Origin of the sequence: Nonomuraea sp. NPDC050394 (assembly GCF_044459065.1) — a bacterium.
Lineage (GTDB): Bacteria > Actinomycetota > Actinomycetes > Streptosporangiales > Streptosporangiaceae > Nonomuraea.
On the sequence record NZ_JBITIO010000001.1, the window covers coordinates 229684 to 246549 of the forward strand.

15 protein-coding genes are annotated in these 16866 nt (G+C 70.6%); 12 read left to right on the forward strand and 3 right to left on the reverse strand.

Features of this window, described 5'->3' with window-relative positions:
• Positions 1 to 89: 89 nt before the first annotated feature.
• Positions 90 to 1100, reverse strand: a complete 1011-nt coding sequence (locus ACIBKY_RS01320; protein WP_397093493.1) for a LuxR C-terminal-related transcriptional regulator — start codon at positions 1098 to 1100, stop codon at positions 90 to 92.
• 450 nt (positions 1101 to 1550) lie between these two features.
• Here ACIBKY_RS01320 and guaB point away from each other — a divergent pair, with 450 nt between their 5' ends.
• Complete coding sequence (guaB, locus tag ACIBKY_RS01325; protein WP_397093494.1) at positions 1551 to 3032, forward strand: IMP dehydrogenase; 1482 nt, start codon at positions 1551 to 1553, stop codon at positions 3030 to 3032.
• Positions 3033 to 3035: 3 nt separating this feature from the next.
• Positions 3036 to 4154, forward strand: coding sequence for a GuaB3 family IMP dehydrogenase-related protein (locus ACIBKY_RS01330; protein ID WP_379614429.1), 1119 nt, complete (start codon positions 3036 to 3038; stop codon positions 4152 to 4154).
• Between the two features lie 56 nt (positions 4155 to 4210).
• Here ACIBKY_RS01330 and ACIBKY_RS01335 read toward each other — a convergent pair whose 3' ends face one another.
• Positions 4211 to 4786 carry a dihydrofolate reductase family protein gene (locus tag ACIBKY_RS01335; protein ID WP_397093497.1) on the reverse strand — a complete coding sequence of 192 codons (576 nt, stop codon included), beginning with the start codon at positions 4784 to 4786 and terminating at the stop codon, positions 4211 to 4213.
• A gap of 70 nt (positions 4787 to 4856) precedes the next feature.
• Here ACIBKY_RS01335 and ACIBKY_RS01340 point away from each other — a divergent pair, with 70 nt between their 5' ends.
• Positions 4857 to 5429: a TetR/AcrR family transcriptional regulator gene (locus ACIBKY_RS01340; protein ID WP_397093498.1), complete on the forward strand. Its 573-nt coding sequence runs from the start codon at positions 4857 to 4859 to the stop codon at positions 5427 to 5429.
• A 50-nt stretch (positions 5430 to 5479) separates the two neighbouring features.
• On the forward strand, positions 5480 to 5863 hold the full coding sequence (locus ACIBKY_RS01345) for a hypothetical protein (RefSeq protein WP_397093500.1): 384 nt from the start codon (positions 5480 to 5482) through the stop codon (positions 5861 to 5863).
• 293 nt (positions 5864 to 6156) lie between these two features.
• Here ACIBKY_RS01345 and ACIBKY_RS01350 read toward each other — a convergent pair whose 3' ends face one another.
• Positions 6157 to 6927, reverse strand: coding sequence for a DeoR/GlpR family DNA-binding transcription regulator (locus ACIBKY_RS01350; RefSeq protein ID WP_397093501.1), 771 nt, complete (start codon positions 6925 to 6927; stop codon positions 6157 to 6159).
• A 130-nt stretch (positions 6928 to 7057) separates the two neighbouring features.
• Between ACIBKY_RS01350 and ACIBKY_RS01355 the strand changes: the two genes are divergently transcribed.
• The 8 genes from ACIBKY_RS01355 (at position 7058) to ACIBKY_RS01390 (ending at position 16862) form a co-directional block, all read left to right on the forward strand.
• The gene (locus tag ACIBKY_RS01355) at positions 7058 to 7933 is read left to right on the forward strand and encodes an SIS domain-containing protein (RefSeq protein ID WP_397093502.1); all 876 of its coding nucleotides are present in this window, start codon (positions 7058 to 7060) and stop codon (positions 7931 to 7933) included.
• Positions 7930 to 9075, forward strand: a complete 1146-nt coding sequence (gene nagA, locus ACIBKY_RS01360) for an N-acetylglucosamine-6-phosphate deacetylase (RefSeq protein ID WP_397093504.1) — start codon at positions 7930 to 7932, stop codon at positions 9073 to 9075. The genes ACIBKY_RS01355 and nagA overlap by 4 nt, the downstream gene beginning before the upstream one ends.
• Positions 9075 to 10121, forward strand: a complete 1047-nt coding sequence (locus ACIBKY_RS01365) for a 1-phosphofructokinase family hexose kinase (protein ID WP_397093506.1) — start codon at positions 9075 to 9077, stop codon at positions 10119 to 10121. The genes nagA and ACIBKY_RS01365 overlap by 1 nt, the downstream gene beginning before the upstream one ends.
• 206 nt (positions 10122 to 10327) lie before the next feature.
• Positions 10328 to 11158 carry a ketose-bisphosphate aldolase gene (locus tag ACIBKY_RS01370; protein WP_397093507.1) on the forward strand — a complete coding sequence of 277 codons (831 nt, stop codon included), beginning with the start codon at positions 10328 to 10330 and terminating at the stop codon, positions 11156 to 11158.
• A 257-nt stretch (positions 11159 to 11415) separates the two neighbouring features.
• Complete coding sequence (locus ACIBKY_RS01375) at positions 11416 to 11595, forward strand: hypothetical protein (protein ID WP_397093509.1); 180 nt, start codon at positions 11416 to 11418, stop codon at positions 11593 to 11595.
• A gap of 97 nt (positions 11596 to 11692) precedes the next feature.
• A complete protein-coding gene (locus ACIBKY_RS01380) occupies positions 11693 to 13414 on the forward strand; it encodes a glycerol-3-phosphate dehydrogenase/oxidase (RefSeq protein WP_397093511.1) in 1722 nt (573 codons plus the stop codon).
• Positions 13411 to 13911: a DinB family protein gene (locus tag ACIBKY_RS01385; RefSeq protein WP_397093512.1), complete on the forward strand. Its 501-nt coding sequence runs from the start codon at positions 13411 to 13413 to the stop codon at positions 13909 to 13911. Before ACIBKY_RS01380 ends, ACIBKY_RS01385 begins: the two co-directional genes overlap by 4 nt.
• Positions 13912 to 13997: 86 nt before the next feature.
• Complete coding sequence (locus tag ACIBKY_RS01390; RefSeq protein WP_397093514.1) at positions 13998 to 16862, forward strand: M36 family metallopeptidase; 2865 nt, start codon at positions 13998 to 14000, stop codon at positions 16860 to 16862.
• Positions 16863 to 16866: the final 4 nt, after the last annotated feature.

Below are 16866 nucleotides of genomic sequence, written 5' to 3' on the forward strand. Positions count from 1 at the left end.
GGTTGACGGTCGGCTCCGGGGTCCGGGACGGAGGGCGCGGGCCGTACCGGAAGCGGCCGTACCGGAAAGCGGCCGTACCGGAAAGGTGGTCAGCCGAGCCAGCCGCGGCGGGAGGCTTCGACGCCGGCGTGGAAGCGGGACTGTGCCCCCAGTTCGGCCATCGCGTCGGCGAAGCGGGCGCGGACGGTGCGGACCGAGACGCCGAGCTGCCGGGCGATCGAGTCGTCGCACATGCCCTGCGCGGCCAGCCGCAGCACCTGGACCATGCCGTCGCCCCGCCGCCCCCACGGCAGAGGTACCGAGCGGCTCCACAACTCCTCGAAGAGCGAGCGCAGGACGCCGACCACGATGGGCGCGCGGACGAGGTAGAAGTTGTACGCGTGGTCGGGCAGGCCGCCGCCCCACAGAGCGGGCAGGCCGGCGGCTTCGGGGCCCGCTGTCATGAACCAGCTGGGTACCCGGTCGAGCGTGCGGACCCTTCCGCCGGACTCCAGCAGGCGCGTGAGCTGGTCGCGGACGCCCGGCAGGGCCAGGGTGGCCACCGGGATCACCGCGCGCATGCTGAGCAGGCGGCGTCGCTGGGCGTCGATCCAGGGGTCGGCGAACTTGCGGACGAAGTCGGTCATGGTGCGTTCGTCGGGGATGGCGATCAGCAACTCCAGCGGAGGAGCCTGTACGGCCATGCCGACCACGCTCTCGTAGAGCACGTCGGCCCCGCTGACCAGTTCGACCGGAAAGGGACCACTCTGGTAGTGGCGGCCGGCGTCGTAGTCGTGGATGAGGCCGCGGATCGAGCCCAGGGCGGAGTCGATGCGCCGGCTCTCCTCGGCCAGCCGGTCCAGCCGCTCGGCGATGAGCCGGCCGAGGGCGGCGGCCGGGTGCCGGGCGAGGTACTCGCCGGACCGCTCGTCCACCACGCCCAGCCGGACGAGGTCCTCGAGCTGCCTGCCGACCCTGTCGGCCGGGCCGTCCATGGCCTCGGCGAGCTCGGCCAGCGTGGCGCGGTGCAGGCGTAGGACCGCGGTGTACAGCGCGGTCTGTGCCGGGTCGAGGCCCAGCGTCTCGAGTGGATCGGAAACGGTGGCGGGCTCGTTACGCATGTGGGGGGCTCCGTAGGGGGGACACGGGCGTGCGGCGAGAATAACTCGGCACCGGACCTCTGTCCGGGTGTTGCTCCGACTCCTTCGGCGGGGGTGCAACTTCGTGCAATTGCACGTTTTCACATTGCGGTGTGCCCATGAGTAACGCAGGCTTAACCCAGCGTCGGCATCAAGGGTCGGGCGACGCGGCCATCAGGACGCGGAGGGGGGTTCGGTGGCGTAGAGCGCGTCCGACCAGATGCCGGTGGCCGGAGGAACCGGGCGGATCACCGACCGGCCGGTTCCTCCGGCACTTTTGTGCCTCTCCGGATGCGCCGGGGAGACGGCGGTCCGTGGGGGTCATCGTCCCCCCGGCGCGTTCTCACCCCCATCTTCCGGACCCGCGCGGTTCCGTTTGCAGACAGGCTCTAAACTTGTCGCATCAGCGCATTGGCAGGAGGGGGCCGCAGCATGTCCAAATTCACCCAAACGGGGTTGACCTTCGATGACGTGCTGCTCGTGCCGGGGTATTCGGATCTCCAACCGGGCGAGGCGGAGACCGTCACGCAGCTGTCGCGCAACATCACGCTCGCCATTCCGCTGGTCTCCGCGGCCATGGACACGGTGACCGAAGCGCGCATGGCGGTGGCCATGGCCCGGCAGGGCGGCATCGGCATCCTGCACCGCAACCTCTCGATCGAGGAGCAGGCCCAGCAGGTCGACCTGGTCAAGCGGTCGGAGGCGGGGATGGTGACAAATCCGGTCACCTGTACTCCGGACAACACGCTGGCCGACGTCGAGAAGCTGTGCGCGACGTACCGGATCTCGGGCGTGCCCGTCACCGACCGCGACGGCACCCTCGTCGGCATCGTCACCAACCGTGACATGCGCTTCGAGACCGACCAGAGCCGCCCGGTGCGCGAGGTCATGACGCCCATGCCGCTGGTGACGGCGCCGGTGGGCGTGTCGCGTGACGACGCCTTCTCGCTCCTGCGCAGCAACAAGATCGAGAAGCTGCCGCTGATCGACGGCGACGGCCGGCTGCGCGGGCTCATCACGGTCAAGGACTTCACCAAGAGCGAGCAGTACCCGCTGGCCACCAAGGACGCGGGCGGCCGCCTGGTCGTGGGCGCGGCGGTGGGCGTGGGCCCCGACGCCGAGCTGCGGGTCAAGGCGCTGATCGAGGCCGGTGTCGACGTCGTCGTGGTGGACGTGGCCCACGGCCACTCCAAGGGACTCGCCGACATGATCGCCACGGTCAAGGCCAACAGCAAGGTCGACGTGATCGGCGGCAACATCGCCACCAGGGCGGGCGCGCAGATGCTCGTCGACGCGGGTGCGGACGCGGTCAAGGTGGGCGTGGGCCCCGGCTCGATCTGCACCACCCGCGTCGTGGCCGGTGTGGGAGCGCCGCAGGTCACCGCCATCCATCAGGCCTCGCTGGCCTGTGGTCCCGCGGGTGTGCCGGTGATCGGCGACGGCGGCCTGCAGTACTCGGGCGACATCAGCAAGGCCATCGCGGCGGGTGCCGACGCGGTCATGCTGGGTTCGCTGCTCGCCGGGTGCGAGGAGTCCCCGGGCGAGCTGATCTTCATCAACGGCAAGCAGTTCAAGTCCTACCGCGGCATGGGCTCGCTCGGCGCGGTCCGCAACCGCGAGCGCGGCGGCATGTCCTTCAGCAAGGACCGCTACGCGCAGGCGGACGTCGGCGGCGAGGACAAGTACATCCCGGAGGGCATCGAGGGACAGGTGCCCTACCGCGGCCCGGTCTCGGCGGTGGCCCACCAGCTCGTGGGCGGTTTGCGCCAGGGTATGTGGTACTCAGGATGCCGCACGATCGCGCAGATGCACTCCGACTGCGAGCTCATGCCGATCACCGCGGCGGGCCTCAAGGAGAGCCACCCGCACGACATCCAGATGACCGTTGAGGCTCCCAACTACCACAGAAGGTAAAACATGACTCAGGTGGAGATCGGCCGGGGCAAGACGGGCCGCCGGGCGTACGCGCTCGACGAGATCGGCCTCGTGCCCTCGCGGCGTACCCGTGACCCGGAAGAGGTCTCGATCGCCTGGCAGATCGACGCTTACCGGTTCGAGCTGCCTGTCGTGGTCGCGCCCATGGACAGTGTCGTCTCGCCGGCGACCGCGATCGAGATCGGCCGCCTCGGCGGCCTGGCGCCGCTCGACCTCGAAGGGCTCTGGACCCGTTACGAGGACCCGTCGCCGCTGCTGGAGGAGTGCGCCGCGCTCGACTCGGCCGCGGCCACCAAGCGGCTCCAGGAGATCTACGCGGCGCCGATCAAGGAAGAGCTGATCGGCCGGCGTATCGAGGAGATCCGCGCCTCCGGTGTCACCGCCGCCGTGCGCCTGTCACCGCAGCGCACCGTGCAGTACCACAAGACGGTCATCGACGCGGGCGTCGACATCTTCGTCATCCGCGGCACCACCGTCTCGGCCGAGCACGTCTCGGGCAAGGCCGAGCCGCTCAACCTCAAGCAGTTCATCTACGAGCTCGACGTCCCGGTGATCGTCGGCGGTTGCGCCACCCACACGGCGGCGCTGCACCTCATGCGCACCGGCGCGGCCGGCGTGCTGGTCGGCTTCGGCGGCGGCGCCTCCCACACCACCCGCAACGTGCTGGGCGTGGCGGTGCCGATGGCCACGGCCATCTCCGACGTGGCCGCCGCCCGCCGCGACTACATGGACGAGTCCGGCGGCCGGTACGTGCACGTGATCGCCGACGGCGGCATGGGCACCTCCGGTGACATCGCCAAGGCGATCGCCTGCGGCGCCGACGCGGTCATGGTGGGTTCGCCGCTGGCCAGGGCGGCCGAGGCGCCGGGCCACGGGTTCCACTGGGGCTCGGAGGCCCACCATCCCGACCTGCCGCGCGGGCGCCGGGTGGAGTTCGGCACGGTGGGCACACTGGAGCAGATCCTCCACGGTCCCTCCAGCGTGGCCGACGGCTCGATGAACCTCATGGGCGCGCTGAAGCGCACGATGGCCTCCACCGGCTACTCCGACATCAAGGAGTTCCAGCGCGTGGAGGTCGTGGTCGCGCCGGTGCAGCGCTGACGTTCGCGACACGAAGGACCCGCCCCCTCGGGGTGCGGGTCCTTTTCCGTGTACGGCTAGCCACGGGTGTACCAGGTGACCTGGGCCCCGTTGTCGAAGCTCTCGCGCTGGGTGGGCGTGAACAGCGTCGGGTCGAAGCCGCCGGAGAAGGCCGGGACGCCGTCGCCGGCCACGACCGGGTAGCTCTTGATGATCAGCTCGTCGATCTCCGGGAGCACGCTGGCCGCGATCTTGCCGCCGCCGGCCAGCCAGACGTCCATGCCGGTGTCCTCGGCCTTGAGGCGCCTGACCAGCCCGATGGGGTCCTCGGTGACCAGGTCGACGGTGGGGTCGTCGATCTTTCCCAGGGTGGTGGAGACGACGTACTGGCGCAGGTGGGCGTACGGGCTGGTGACATTGATCTCCAGAGCGGGGTCGTAGGTGCCGCGGCCCATCACGAGGGTGTCGAAGCGCTGGTTGGGTGCGCCTTCGAGGCCGACGTGCGCGCGTACGTGCGTGGGCAGGGTCTCGGGGTAGCGGGCGTTGATCCAGGCCGACATCTGGTCGGAGAGCGGGTAGAAGTCCCACTGGTTGGCGGGGCCGGCGATGTAGCCGTCGATGGAGACGCCGACGTAGTAGACAAGCTTTCGCATTTTTGAACTCCGTGTGTAGTACTCTGTTTGAAGTGGTTTCAACGTAGTACTACAAGTGGAGTGGTGTCAAGTGCGGAAGAATCCGGAGCGGCGGCAGGCGTTGGTCGACGCCGCCATCGAGGTGCTGGCCAAGGAGGGGGCGCGCGGGCTGACGTTCCGCGCGGTCGACGCGGCGGCAGAGGTGCCGACGGGCACCGCGTCCAACTACTTCACCAGTCGCGACGACCTGCTGACCCAGGCCGGTGGGCGTATCTACGAGCGGCTGCTGCCCGACGACGAGACCATGGCCCAGCTGGACGTGGGGGATCAGGACCGCGCGCACTTCGCCCGGCTCATGCACGAGCTGGTCGATCGGGTCATGGCCTTCAACACCGGATTCCTGGCGCTGCTCGAACTGCGCCTGGAGTCGACGCGCCGCCCCGAACTACGCGAGGTCGTCACCAAACGCATCCGCGCCGACGTCGACCAGAACATCGCCAATCACGTCGCCTCCGGGCTGCCGGGCGACTCCACCACGGTGGTGACGCTGATGCTCGCGCTCAACTGGCTGATCATGGAACGGCTGACGCTGCCGGACCTCTTCTCCGAGCAGGAGGCGCACGAGCTGGTCGACGCGCTGGTGGAGCGCCTGATCGGCCGTTGACATCTCATTAGATAGTGCTACTATCTAATTTAAATGAGATGAGGTGCGACATGATCACTCCTTGGGTGCCGGGGCCCGCCGCCGGCCACACGGGCGACGTGCAGGTGATGGCGTCCCGGTTCGAGCTGAAGAGCCTGGCCCAGGTGCCCGGGTTCCTGCTTCAGGCGATGCGGATGCTGTTGCAGGCCCGGCGCAGCGCGGGGGCGGTGGGGGCCACGTTGAAGGCGGCGCCGTTCAGGAAGACCTTCTGGACCTTGTCGGCGTGGACGGACCGCGCGGCGCTCGGCGCGTTCGCCGGGGCGCAACCGCACCGGGGCATCGTCCAGGCGTACAAGAGCAGCATGGCGGCATCGACGTTCGAGTTCTGGACGGCCGCCGCCCCGGCCGGTTGGGACGAGGCGCACGAACGCCTCAAGGACGGCGCGGCAGGCTGACACTCAGGCCGCCCTCGGGCGGCGCGGTTCGGGGCAAACGGGGGCCCGGCCGTAAACGGGGGCGGTTGTAAACGGGAGCGCGGTCGTAGGAGACCTTCGGGGGAGCCAAGGCCAAGGGTTCGGGCCTTGAAGGGGCAACGTGGGCCGTTGCGGCGGGGACCACGTCCGACGTGGGAAGCGATCCCCACGATCGGCGTCCGCGCACGACGGCGGGTGGCGGTGGGGCGGCTTGCCGTAACGGATGGGCGCCCGAACGGCGCGCGGACGAAACCGATAGGCGCCCGAACGGCGCGTCAGGCGCGGATTACCTTGACGCCGGCTTCGGAGAGTTGGTCGAAGAGGGCGTCGGAGAGTTGTTCGTCGGTGACGAGGGTGTCGATCTCGGACAGGGGGCAGATGCGGGCGAAGGCGCGCTTGCCGATCTTGGAGGAGTCGGCGACCACCACCACCTGGGCGGCGCGGCTGACGAGCAGGTGGTTGACGCTGGCCTCGCCCTCGTGGTGGGCCGAGGCGCCGAGTTCGGCGTCGAGCGCGTCCACGCCGAGGAACGCCGCGTCGAGGGTGACCTGGTCCAGGACGCCTCCGGCCAGCGGGCCGATGAGTTCGTAGGACTGCTGGCGGGCCACTCCGCCGGTCACCACGATCTTGACGTGCTGGCGGACGGTCAGTTCCGAGGCGATGTTCAGCGCGTTGGTGACGATGGTGAAGCCCGACTCCAGCGTCGAACGGGTGGCCAGCGTGCGGGCCAGTTCCGAGGTGGTGGTTCCGCCGTTGAGGCCGATGACGGCGCCGGGGTTGACGAGTTCGGCGGCGGCCGCGGCTATGCGGTGCTTCTCGTCGGCGTGCCGGGCGGTCTTGTAGCGCAGCGGCAGGTCGTAGCTGACGCTCTGGGCCACGGCGCCGCCCCGCGTGCGCATGAGCATCTGCTGCTGGGCGAGCTGATCGAAGTCGCGGCGGATGGTGGCGGTGGAGACCTCGAGCGCCTGGGCAGCTTCCTCTACGGAGAGACGGCCCTCCTGGGCGAGCAATTCGAGAATCGCGTTCCATCTGTCATACCTGGACACGATTTGCCTCCTAGGTGATCCGTCAGGAGCAAGCGTGGCACAACCAGGGAGGTCAGAGCGAACAGTGCAGTTTCCTGCTCCATTCTGGTATAAAAAACGCAGAAACAATCACCCCCCGCGGAGGTAAGTGGTGACCACCCACACCGAGGCAGAGATCGCCTCTCAGCCCGAATGCTGGCGCCGTGCCGTCGAGAACGTGCCCGTCGACGCGCTGCCGCGACCGGGAGAGCGCGTCGCCGTCGTCGGCTGCGGGACCTCCTGGTTCATCGCGATGGCCTACGCAACGCTGCGCGAGCGGGCCGGGCTGGGCGAGACGGACGCGTTCGCCGCCTCCGAGGCGCCCACCGGACGCCGCTACGACCGCGTGCTCGCGCTCACCCGCTCCGGCACCACCACCGAGGTGCTGGAACTGCTCGGCAAGCTCGGCGACACCAGGACCACGGCGATCACCGCCGACCCGAACACCCCGATCATGAGCGCGGCCGAGCAGGTGATCGTGCTCGACTACGCCGACGAGAAGTCCGTCGTGCAGACCCGCTTCGCGACCACCCAGCTCGCCATGCTCCGGGCGAGCCTCGGCGAGGACCTCACGCAGGCGATCGCCGACGTCGCGCAGGCGGTCGCCGCACCGCTGCCCGGCGAGCTGGTCGAGGCCGAGCAGTTCAGCTTCCTCGGCTCCGGCTGGTCGGTGGGCCTGGCCCAGGAGGCGGCGCTGAAGATGCGCGAGGCGTCCCGGTCGTGGACCGAGGCGTACCCGGCCATGGAGTACCGCCACGGCCCGATCAGCATCGCCGGACCCGGCCGGGTCACCTGGATGCTCGGCTCCGCCCCGGAAGGACTGCGTGAGCAGGTCGAGGCCACCGGCGGCGGGTTCTTCGAGTCCGACCTGGACCCGATGGCCGAACTCGTCCGCGCCCAGCGCGTGGCCGTCGCGCGCGCCTTCGCCCGTGGGCTCAACCCGGACGAGCCCCTGCACCTCACGCGATCTGTGATCCTTTCTTCATGAGCATCACTGCATCCGTCACTCTCTCCGACGCCCGCATCGTGAGCCCCGAGGGGGTTCACGACGGGTGGCTGACCATCGAGGACGGCCGGGTCACGCACGTCGGCCAGGGCCCGGCTCCGCGTGATGGTCACAGTCTTGGCGGACGCCACGTCGTGCCCGGGTTCGTGGACATCCACAACCACGGCGGTGCGGGCGGCTCCTTCCCGACCGGCGACCAGGAGACCGCGCGCGACGCGATCGCCCTGCACGAGAAGCACGGCACCACCACGATGGTGGCCAGCCTGGTCAGCGGGCCCGTGGCCGGCCTCGCCGCCGCGGCGGCGTCGCTGGCCGAGCTGTGTGACGATGGGCTGCTGGCCGGGATCCACTTCGAGGGTCCCTACATCTCCAAGGACCGCTGCGGCGCGCACGACCCGGCCGCGCTGCGCGACCCGTCGCCGGGGGAGTTCGCCGGGCTGGTGAAGGCCGGGCGCGGACATGTGCGCATGGTCACGATCGCCGCGGAACTGCCCGGTGCGCTCGACACCATCCGCGAGGCCGTCGGCTCCGGCGTGATCGCCGCCATCGGGCACAGCGACGCGACGTTCGAGCAGACGCAGGCCGGGATCGAGGCGGGCGGCAGCGTCGCCACCCACCTGTACAACGCGATGCCCGGGCTGGGCCACCGCGCCCCCGGGCCGATCGCCGCGCTGCTGGAGGACGAGCGGGTGACCGTCGAGCTGATCAACGACGGGGTGCACGTGCACCCGGCGATGATCAAGCTGGCCTTCGACGTCGCGGGGCCGGGCCGTACCGCGCTCATCACCGACGCCATGATGGCCACCGGCCTGTCCGACGGCGTCTACAAGCTCGGCGCCATGGACGTCAACGTGGCCGGCGGCGTGGCCCGGCTGGCCACCGACGGCACGATCGCGGGCAGCACGCTCACCATGGACGTCGCGTTCCGGCGCGCGGTACGGATGGCCGGGCTCACGTTGCCCGAGGCCGTGAGCGTGACCTCGGCGACCCCGGCACGCGTGCTCGGGCTGTCGGACCGGCTCGGCACGATCGCCGCGGGCAAGTTCGCCGACCTGGTGGTGCTCTCCTCCGACCTTGAGGTGGAGGGCGTGATGCGGCGCGGAATCTGGATCACGGAGCCCTGATGATCGTCACTGTCACCCTCAACGCCGCCCTGGACACCACCTACCGGGTCGGAGCCGTGGACTGGGACGGCGTCAACCGCGTCTCGGCGGTTCACCGGCGGGCGGGTGGCAAGGGCGTCAACGTGGCCCGGGTGCTGGCCGCGCTCGGTCACGACGTGCTGGCCGTGGGCCTCGCGGGCGGCCCGACCGGCCAGGCGGTCCTGTCCGACCTGGACTCCGCTGGGCTCGCGCACGCCTTCACACCGATCGCGGGCGAGTCCCGCGCCACGCTGGTCATCTCCGCACACCCTGCGGCTCCGTCGGGCGCGGGAGATCCTTCAGGCGCGGGGGATCTGCCGGGCGGGGGAGATCCCTCGGGTGTGGGGGGTCTGCCGGGTGCGGGAGATCCCTCGGGTGCGGGAGGTTCGGTGGGTACGGCGGTGCCCGCCGCGGGCCGGACGGCGTTGTTCAACGAGCCGGGGCCCGAGGTGACGCCCGAAGAGCTACGAAATTTCGTGATGTCGTATGAAACGCGGGTCCAAGCGGCCGATGCGGTCGTGATCTCGGGGAGCCTGCCCGGAGGCGTGCCCGCCGACTTCTACGCCACGCTGGCCCGGATCGCCGCCCGCCACGGCGTGCCCGCCATCGTCGACGCCGACGGTGAGCCGCTGCGCCACGCTCCCACCGGACGGCCCACGATCGTCAAGCCCAACCACGAGGAGCTGGCCAGGGCGGTACCCGGCGGTACCCCGGCCGAAGGCGCCCAGGCCCTGCGCTCCCGTGGCGCCGAGTCGGTGGTCGTCTCCATGGGCAAGGACGGCCTGCTGGCCGTCACGCCGGAGGGGGACTTCCGGGCCCGCATGCCGTACACGGTGGCGGGGAACCCGACGGGCGCGGGCGACGCGCTCGTGGCCGGGCTGGCGCTGGGCCTGGTCGAGGCGGCGGCCTGGCCGGAACGGCTGCGCCGGGCCGCGGCCCTCGGCGCCGCCGCGGTCGCCGCACCGGTGGCAGGAGACTTCGACCGCAACGTCTACACCGACATCCACCCAAAGATCGATATTTCCTAACTTCACCCGCCCACCCCGACCTGGCCGCCCGCCCGTTCGACGGATCCGTAGGTCCGCCCGACCAGGCCGTCCGCCCGCCCGTTCGACGGATCCGTAAGCCCGCCCGACCTGGTCGATCCACCTGGCCCGCACGACCCAGCAGACCCGCACGACCCAGCAAAACGCCCCGGTTCCTGCCGGGACATCCCGACCTGAAGGAGCCCGTCATGCCCCTCGCCGGAATCGGCGACATCATCGCCAGCTCCCCCGCCGGCGTCGGCGCGTTCAACGTGATCCAGCTTGAGCACGCCACCGCCATCGTGGCCGGCGCCGAGGCCCTGGGCCTGCCGGTGGTCCTGCAGATCAGCGAGAACTGCGTCCGCTACCACGGCGCCCTCGCGCCCATCGCCCGCGCCTCGCTGGCCGTGGCCGAGCTGGCCAAGGTGCCCGTGGCCGTTCACCTGGACCACGCCACGCGGCGTGAGCTGGTGGAGGAGGCGGTGGAGCTGGGGATCGGGTCGGTGATGTTCGACGCCTCGGCGCTGCCCGACGAGGAGAACGTGCGGGTCACGGCCGAGGTGGCGGCGTACTGCCATGAGCGGGGTGTCTGGGTGGAGGCCGAGCTCGGCGAGGTCGGCGGCAAGGACGGCGTGCACGCGCCCGGCGCGCGCACCAAGCCGCACGAGGCGGTCGGCTACGTGGCCCGCACCGGCGTGGACGCCCTGGCCGTCGCGGTCGGCAGCTCGCACGCCATGACCACGAAGGACGCCGTCCTCGACCTGGGCCTGATCGCCGAACTGCACGCGGCGGTGCCGGTCCCGCTGGTGCTGCACGGCTCGTCCGGCGTGCCCGACGAGACCCTGAGCGCCGCGGTACGGCAGGGCATGAAGAAGATCAACATAGCCACGCACCTCAACAAGGCGTTCACCGGCGCGGTCCGCGACTACTTGGCAGGCGACGAGAAGGTGGTCGACTCCCGCAAGTACCTCAAGGCCGGCCGCGAGGCGGTGGCCCGCGAGGTGACACACCTGCTGCGGGTGCTCACGACTCCCGCATGAACCGGAGGAACGCCTGAGGGTCGTCCAGCCAGGGAAATGCCCGGCGCCCGGCTGGACCGCCATGACCGCGCGCGGGAACAACCGGGCCGTCTCCCGCACGACCCCGGGCTCGTCCTTCCTGAGCATGGCGAACCCGCGCCGCCGCGCCCCGACGGCATCAGGCCGACCGCGAACACGCTGGGCGTGACCAGCGTCAGCGACCGGACGCGTTCGGGGTGGCGGGCGGTATAGAGGACCGCGAGGTTGGCGCCGGCGGAGTGCGCGCGCAGATCGAGCATGACCAGGCGCCGCTCCTCCGACAGCCCGCCCAGGTCGCCGACATCGGCCCGCCCGGCAGGCAGACCGGCGGCTCGCCCTGGCCGAGCTCGTGCAGGGCCAGGGTGGTTCCGTCGCCGGCGGTGAAGGTCGTGGTGGTCATGGCCGACAAGCCTGGATGAACCAGGTCACAAACGAGGCGGCGCCGTAAAGCAAGGAGAAGGGGGGAATAGGGTCGGGAGGGAGAGCCGACGGCCAGGACGAGCGGCAGGGGGACAGATGTCGGGTAAGGGCGCACTCGGGCCGGATGACCGGACGGCGGCGCTTGCGGCCATGGAGGAGCGCGAGCTCGATCTCGTCGTGGTCGGCGGCGGCGTCGTGGGCGCAGGCGTGGCGCTCGACGCGATCACACGTGGACTGCGGGTCGGCGTGGTGGAGGCCAGGGACTTCGCCTCCGGTACCTCCTCGCGCTCGTCGAAGCTGATCCACGGCGGCCTGCGCTACCTGGAGCAACTCAACTTCGAACTGGTCCGCGAGGCGCTGCAGGAGCGGGCACTGCTGCTGCAGCGGATCGCGCCGCACCTGGTCAGGCCGGTGCCGTTCCTGTTTCCGATGACGCATTTCGGGTGGGAGCGGCCCTACGTGGGCGCGGGCGTGGCGCTGTACGACACGCTCGGCCTCGCCTCCGGCCAGAACAGAGGCGTACCGGGCCACCGGCACCTGTCGCGCAGCCGCGCGCTGCGCCTGGCACCGGCGCTGAAGAAGACCTCGTTCACCGGCGCCGTGCAGTACTGGGACGCGCAGGTCGACGACGCACGCTACGTGATGACGCTGCTGCGCACGGCCGCCTCCTACGGCGCGCACGTGGCGCAGCGCGCCCAGGTGGTCGGCTTCCTTCGCGAGGGCGAGCGCGTCACCGGGGTCCGGGTACGCGACCTGGAGAGCGGCGCCGAGCTGGACGTGCGCGCCCAGCAGGTGGTCAACGCCACCGGCGTCTGGACCGACGACATCCAGGAGCTCGTGGGCGGCCGCGGCCAGATCCACGTACGCGCCTCCAAGGGCATCCACCTGGTCGTTCCCAGGGACCGCATCCACTCGCGCACCGGAATCATCCTGCGCACGGAGAAGTCGGTGCTCTTCGTCATCCCGTGGGGCCGCCACTGGATCATCGGCACCACCGACACCGAGTGGACGCTCGACAAGGCCCACCCGGCCGCCTCCCGCGTGGACATCGACTACCTGCTCGACCACGTCAACGCGGTGCTGTCGGTGCCGCTGACGCGCGACGACGTGGAAGGCGTCTACGCGGGGCTGCGCCCGCTGCTGTCGGGCGAGTCGGAGGAGACCTCCAAGCTGTCGCGCGAGCACGTCGTCGCCCACCCGGTGCCGGGACTGGTGATGATCGCCGGAGGCAAGTACACGACCTACCGGGTGATGGCCAAGGACGCCGTCGACGCCGTGGCGCACGGCCTGGACCAGCGGGTGCCGCGCTCGTGCACCGACCGCATCCCGCTCGTGGGCGCCGAGGGCTACCAGGCGCTCTGGAACGGCCGCCAGCGCCTGGCCGCCGAGTCCGGCCTCCACGTGGCCAGGATCGAGCACCTGCTCCAGCGGTACGGCTCGCTCATCCACGAGGTCCTGGCCCTGATCGAAGCCGACCCGTCGCTGGGCGGCCCGCTCAACGGCGCCGACGACTACCTGCGCGCCGAGATCGTCTACGCCGCCACCCACGAGGGCGCCAGGCACCTCAACGACGTGCTGACCAGGCGTACCCATATCTCGATCGAGACCTTCCACCGCGGTCTGGCCGTCGCGCACGAGGCGGCCGAGCTGCTGGCCGGGCCGCTCGGCTGGGACGACGAGCAGGTCAAACGAGAGGTGGAGTACTACACCAAGCGGGTCGAGGCCGAGCGCCTGTCGCAGGAGCAGGACTCCGACCAGGCCGCCGACGCGATCCGGCTGGGCGCGCCGGAGATCGTCCCGATCCCGGAGCGGTCATGAGCGAACCGTCCCAGCGGCTGTCCGACCCACGCGAGCTCTTCCTGGCCTACCTCGACTGGTACCGCGAGGTGGTGCTGAGCAAGCTCGACGGCCTGGCGCCGGAGGAACTGCGCGGCAGCCGCCTGCCTTCGGGGTGGTCGCCGCTGGAGATGGTCAAGCATCTGGCGTACATGGAGCGGCGCTGGATCCGGTGGGGCTTCTGCGGCGAGCCGGTCGAGGACCCGTGGGGCGATCACGAGGACGGCCGCTGGGCGCTGGCGCCGGAGGACACCTTGGAGAGCCTGCGCGCCTTCCTCCTCGAACAGGGCGAGCACACCCGGCGCGCCGTATCGTCGGCCGACCTGGTACGGCAGGCGCCCCCGGGACCCCGGTTCCGGGAGGGCGCGCCGCCTCCGGCGCTGAGCTGGATTCTTTTCCACGTGCTGCAGGAGTACGCGCGGCACGCGGGGCATCTGGACGTCGTTCGGGAGCTGGCCGACGGCGTGGTGGGGGAGTAAGTATTCGCATTACGTAGGTCCTACGTATAGGCGTCGCCCCTGATCGTGATTGATGTTGGCTGTTGATCCCGATCAGGAGGACCTTCATGCGACGACGCATCCCGGTACTCGCCTTACTCGCCGGCGCCCTTGCCTTATCCGGCGCGGGCGTCGCCTCCGGTGAACAGGCCCAGCAGGCCCCGCCGGCGACGCCCGCCGTACACGGCGACGACCACGGCAAGCCGGACATCGACAACAGGAAGGGCGAGGTCAGCCCGCCCGCCCAGGCCAGGAGAAGCGGCAAGGAGACCGTCCGCTGGAACGCTCTCGGCACCGCTGCCGTGGTCACGGCCGACACGCCGCTGGCCGAGGGGCTCTCGTCCGATCCGGAGCAGGCGGCGCGCGCCTATCTGGCGGCCAACCCGCAGCTCTTCGGTGAGGCTCTAGGCTCGCTGGAGAAGGTGGCGGTCAACCCCATCGGCTCCGGCTTCGCCGTCATGCTGCGGCAGAAGTTCGGCGACCTGCCCGCGGGAGCGGACGGGATGGTCGTGGTCGGCGTCCAGGGCGGCAAGGCCGTCTACGCCTCCTCCTCGCTGTCACGCTCCACGGCCGTGCCTCCCGCGGCCGCGATCACCGAGCAGCGGGCGCTGGAGATCGCCGCCCAGGACGCCGAGATCGATCTGGCCTCGGCGACGACCAAGCAGGTCACCGCGGTGGCGGTGCCCGCGGGCGAGAACGTGCACAGGGCGTTCCAGATCGTGCTCATCGGCAAGGACGTCGGGTACACGACCCACGTGGACGCCGTCAGCGGCGCGATCCTGCTGCGCGAGAACCTGGCCGACCAGTTCGACCCGGAGTGGTCGGTGTTCCCGGCCAACCCGCCGGCCGACTACTCCTCGACCGACAACCGCCAGCGCTGGTGCTTCACCCCCGGTCCCGGCTGCGCCCTCGTGGTCGGCGGCGACCCGGCCACCGGCAAGGCGTGGGACGTGGACCACGCGACGGACACGCCCACGAACACCAGTCTCGGCAACGCGGCCCGCACGTTCGAGAACCGCGCCAGCGGCGACCCGTTCACGGTCGGCACCCGCAGCAACGTTCTGACGCCGAGCCGCAAGTACGTCTACCCGTGGACGAACGCCTGGTACAAGGCGTCGTGCAACCCGGCCGTGCTCGACCAGCCGGGCGAGGCCGACCTTGAGGCGGCGATCTCGAACCTGGGCGTGATGCACAACCGCATGCACGACTGGTCCTACCGGCTCGGCTTCACCGAGACCGCGTGGAACATGCAGGTCAGCAACGGCGACCGCGGCGGCCTCGGCGGCGACCCCGAGCAGGGCAACGCCCAGGCGGGCGCGAAGGTCCTGAGCGTGCGCGACAACGCCAACCAGATCACCGGTCCCGACGGGGTCGCGCCGATCACGAACATGTACATGTGGCAGCCGATCGCCGGCTCCTTCTACTCGCCGTGTGTCGACGGTGACTACGACATGTCGGTCATCGGGCACGAGTACACGCACGCCATCTCCAACCGCATGGTCGCCGGCCCCAACGCCGGCCTCAGCGGCGCGCAGGCGGGCGCGATGGGCGAGAGCATGTCCGACCTGTTCGCGATGGAGTACCTCTACGAGAACGGCTTCCGCCCGCGCGGCAACACCCCGTACGTCACCGGCGGTTACGCCACCGGCGACGCCGAGCGCGGCATCCGCAACTACGACATGTCCAAGTCGGACCTGAACTACAGCAACATCGCCTACGACCTGGTCGGCCAGCAGGTCCACGCCGACGGCGAGATCTGGTCCTCGACCCAGTTCGACGTCCGCAAGGCCTTCCTCAAGAGGTACGGCGACGCCTCCACCCGTGTCCAGCGCGACTGCGCCGAAGGCCGCAGGGCCATCGACAAGTGCCCGGGCAACCGCCGCTGGATCCAGCTCCACTTCGACGCGTTCCTGCTCACGGCCATCGGCACGCTCAGCTACGTCGACATGCGCGACGCGATGCTGGCCGCCGACCGGCTGCGCTTCGACGGCAAGAACCAGGACATCATGTGGAACGCCTTCGCCGAGCACGGCCTCGGTGACGGCGCCACCAGCAACGGCACCGCCGACCCCGACCCGGTGCCCAGCTTCGTCTCCCCGCACGCCAAGAACGCCACGTTCACGCTGAAGCCGGTCGGCGAGGCGAAGGACGCGGCGGTCCGCCTGTACGTGGGCGACTACGAGGGCCGCGTGGTCCCGGTAGCCGACACCGACCCGGCCACCGCGATCGACGAGACCTTCCAGATCGTGCCCGGCAAGTACGACTTCGTGGCGGTCGCGCCGGGCTTCGGCCACACGCGCTTCTCGCTGCCGGTACTGCCCGGTCTGAAGCTGCCGCTGCCGTTGCCGCTGAGCCGTAACCACGCCTCCGCCGCGGCGGGCGCGACGGCCTCCGGCGACGGCGTCAACCAGGCCAAGCTCATCGACGAGACGGAGGCCACGAACTGGGCCTCGCTGACCGGTCCCGTGGCCGGCAAGAACGTCATCGTCGACCTGGCCGGGACCGCGCCGGTGCGCGTGGGCCGGGTTCAGGTCAGCGCCATGCTCCGGCCGAACATCGGCGACCCGGCCGACCCGGGCACGCAGAACCGCTTCTCGGCGCTGCGCTCGTTCGAGATCCTGGCGTGCGACGCCTCGACCGGGGCCGACTGCGCCAACCCGGCGAGCTTCCACAAGGTCTACACCAGCGCGTCCGACGCGTTCCAGACGGCCAGGCCCCGCCCGCGCGGCGCCGACCTGCTGATCGAGTCGTTCCGGGTGCGTTCGTCGAAGGCCACCCACCTCATCCTGCGTACGGTGTCCAGCCAGTGCACCGGCAACCCGGTCTACGCCGGTGAGCAGGACCAGGACCCCAACTCCGCCACCGACTGCACCACCGCCAGCCCGCTGGCCGGTCACATCAGGGCCGCCGAGCTGCAGGCGTTCACGCACTAGGAAA

Bases quoted from the DNA above. Each gene is read 5' to 3' on its own strand.
- ACIBKY_RS01320 (WP_397093493.1), bottom strand. From the start codon at position 1,100: ATGCGTAACGAGCCCGCCACCGTTTCCGATCCACTCGAGACGCTGGGC.
- guaB (WP_397093494.1), top strand. From the start codon at position 1,551: ATGTCCAAATTCACCCAAACGGGGTTGACCTTCGATGACGTGCTGCTC.
- ACIBKY_RS01330 (WP_379614429.1), top strand. From the start codon at position 3,036: ATGACTCAGGTGGAGATCGGCCGGGGCAAGACGGGCCGCCGGGCGTAC.
- ACIBKY_RS01335 (WP_397093497.1), bottom strand. From the start codon at position 4,786: ATGCGAAAGCTTGTCTACTACGTCGGCGTCTCCATCGACGGCTACATC.
- ACIBKY_RS01345 (WP_397093500.1), top strand. From the start codon at position 5,480: ATGATCACTCCTTGGGTGCCGGGGCCCGCCGCCGGCCACACGGGCGAC.
- nagA (WP_397093504.1), top strand. From the start codon at position 7,930: ATGAGCATCACTGCATCCGTCACTCTCTCCGACGCCCGCATCGTGAGC.
- ACIBKY_RS01365 (WP_397093506.1), top strand. From the start codon at position 9,075: ATGATCGTCACTGTCACCCTCAACGCCGCCCTGGACACCACCTACCGG.
- ACIBKY_RS01370 (WP_397093507.1), top strand. From the start codon at position 10,328: ATGCCCCTCGCCGGAATCGGCGACATCATCGCCAGCTCCCCCGCCGGC.
- ACIBKY_RS01380 (WP_397093511.1), top strand. From the start codon at position 11,693: ATGTCGGGTAAGGGCGCACTCGGGCCGGATGACCGGACGGCGGCGCTT.
- ACIBKY_RS01385 (WP_397093512.1), top strand. From the start codon at position 13,411: ATGAGCGAACCGTCCCAGCGGCTGTCCGACCCACGCGAGCTCTTCCTG.
- ACIBKY_RS01390 (WP_397093514.1), top strand. From the start codon at position 13,998: ATGCGACGACGCATCCCGGTACTCGCCTTACTCGCCGGCGCCCTTGCC.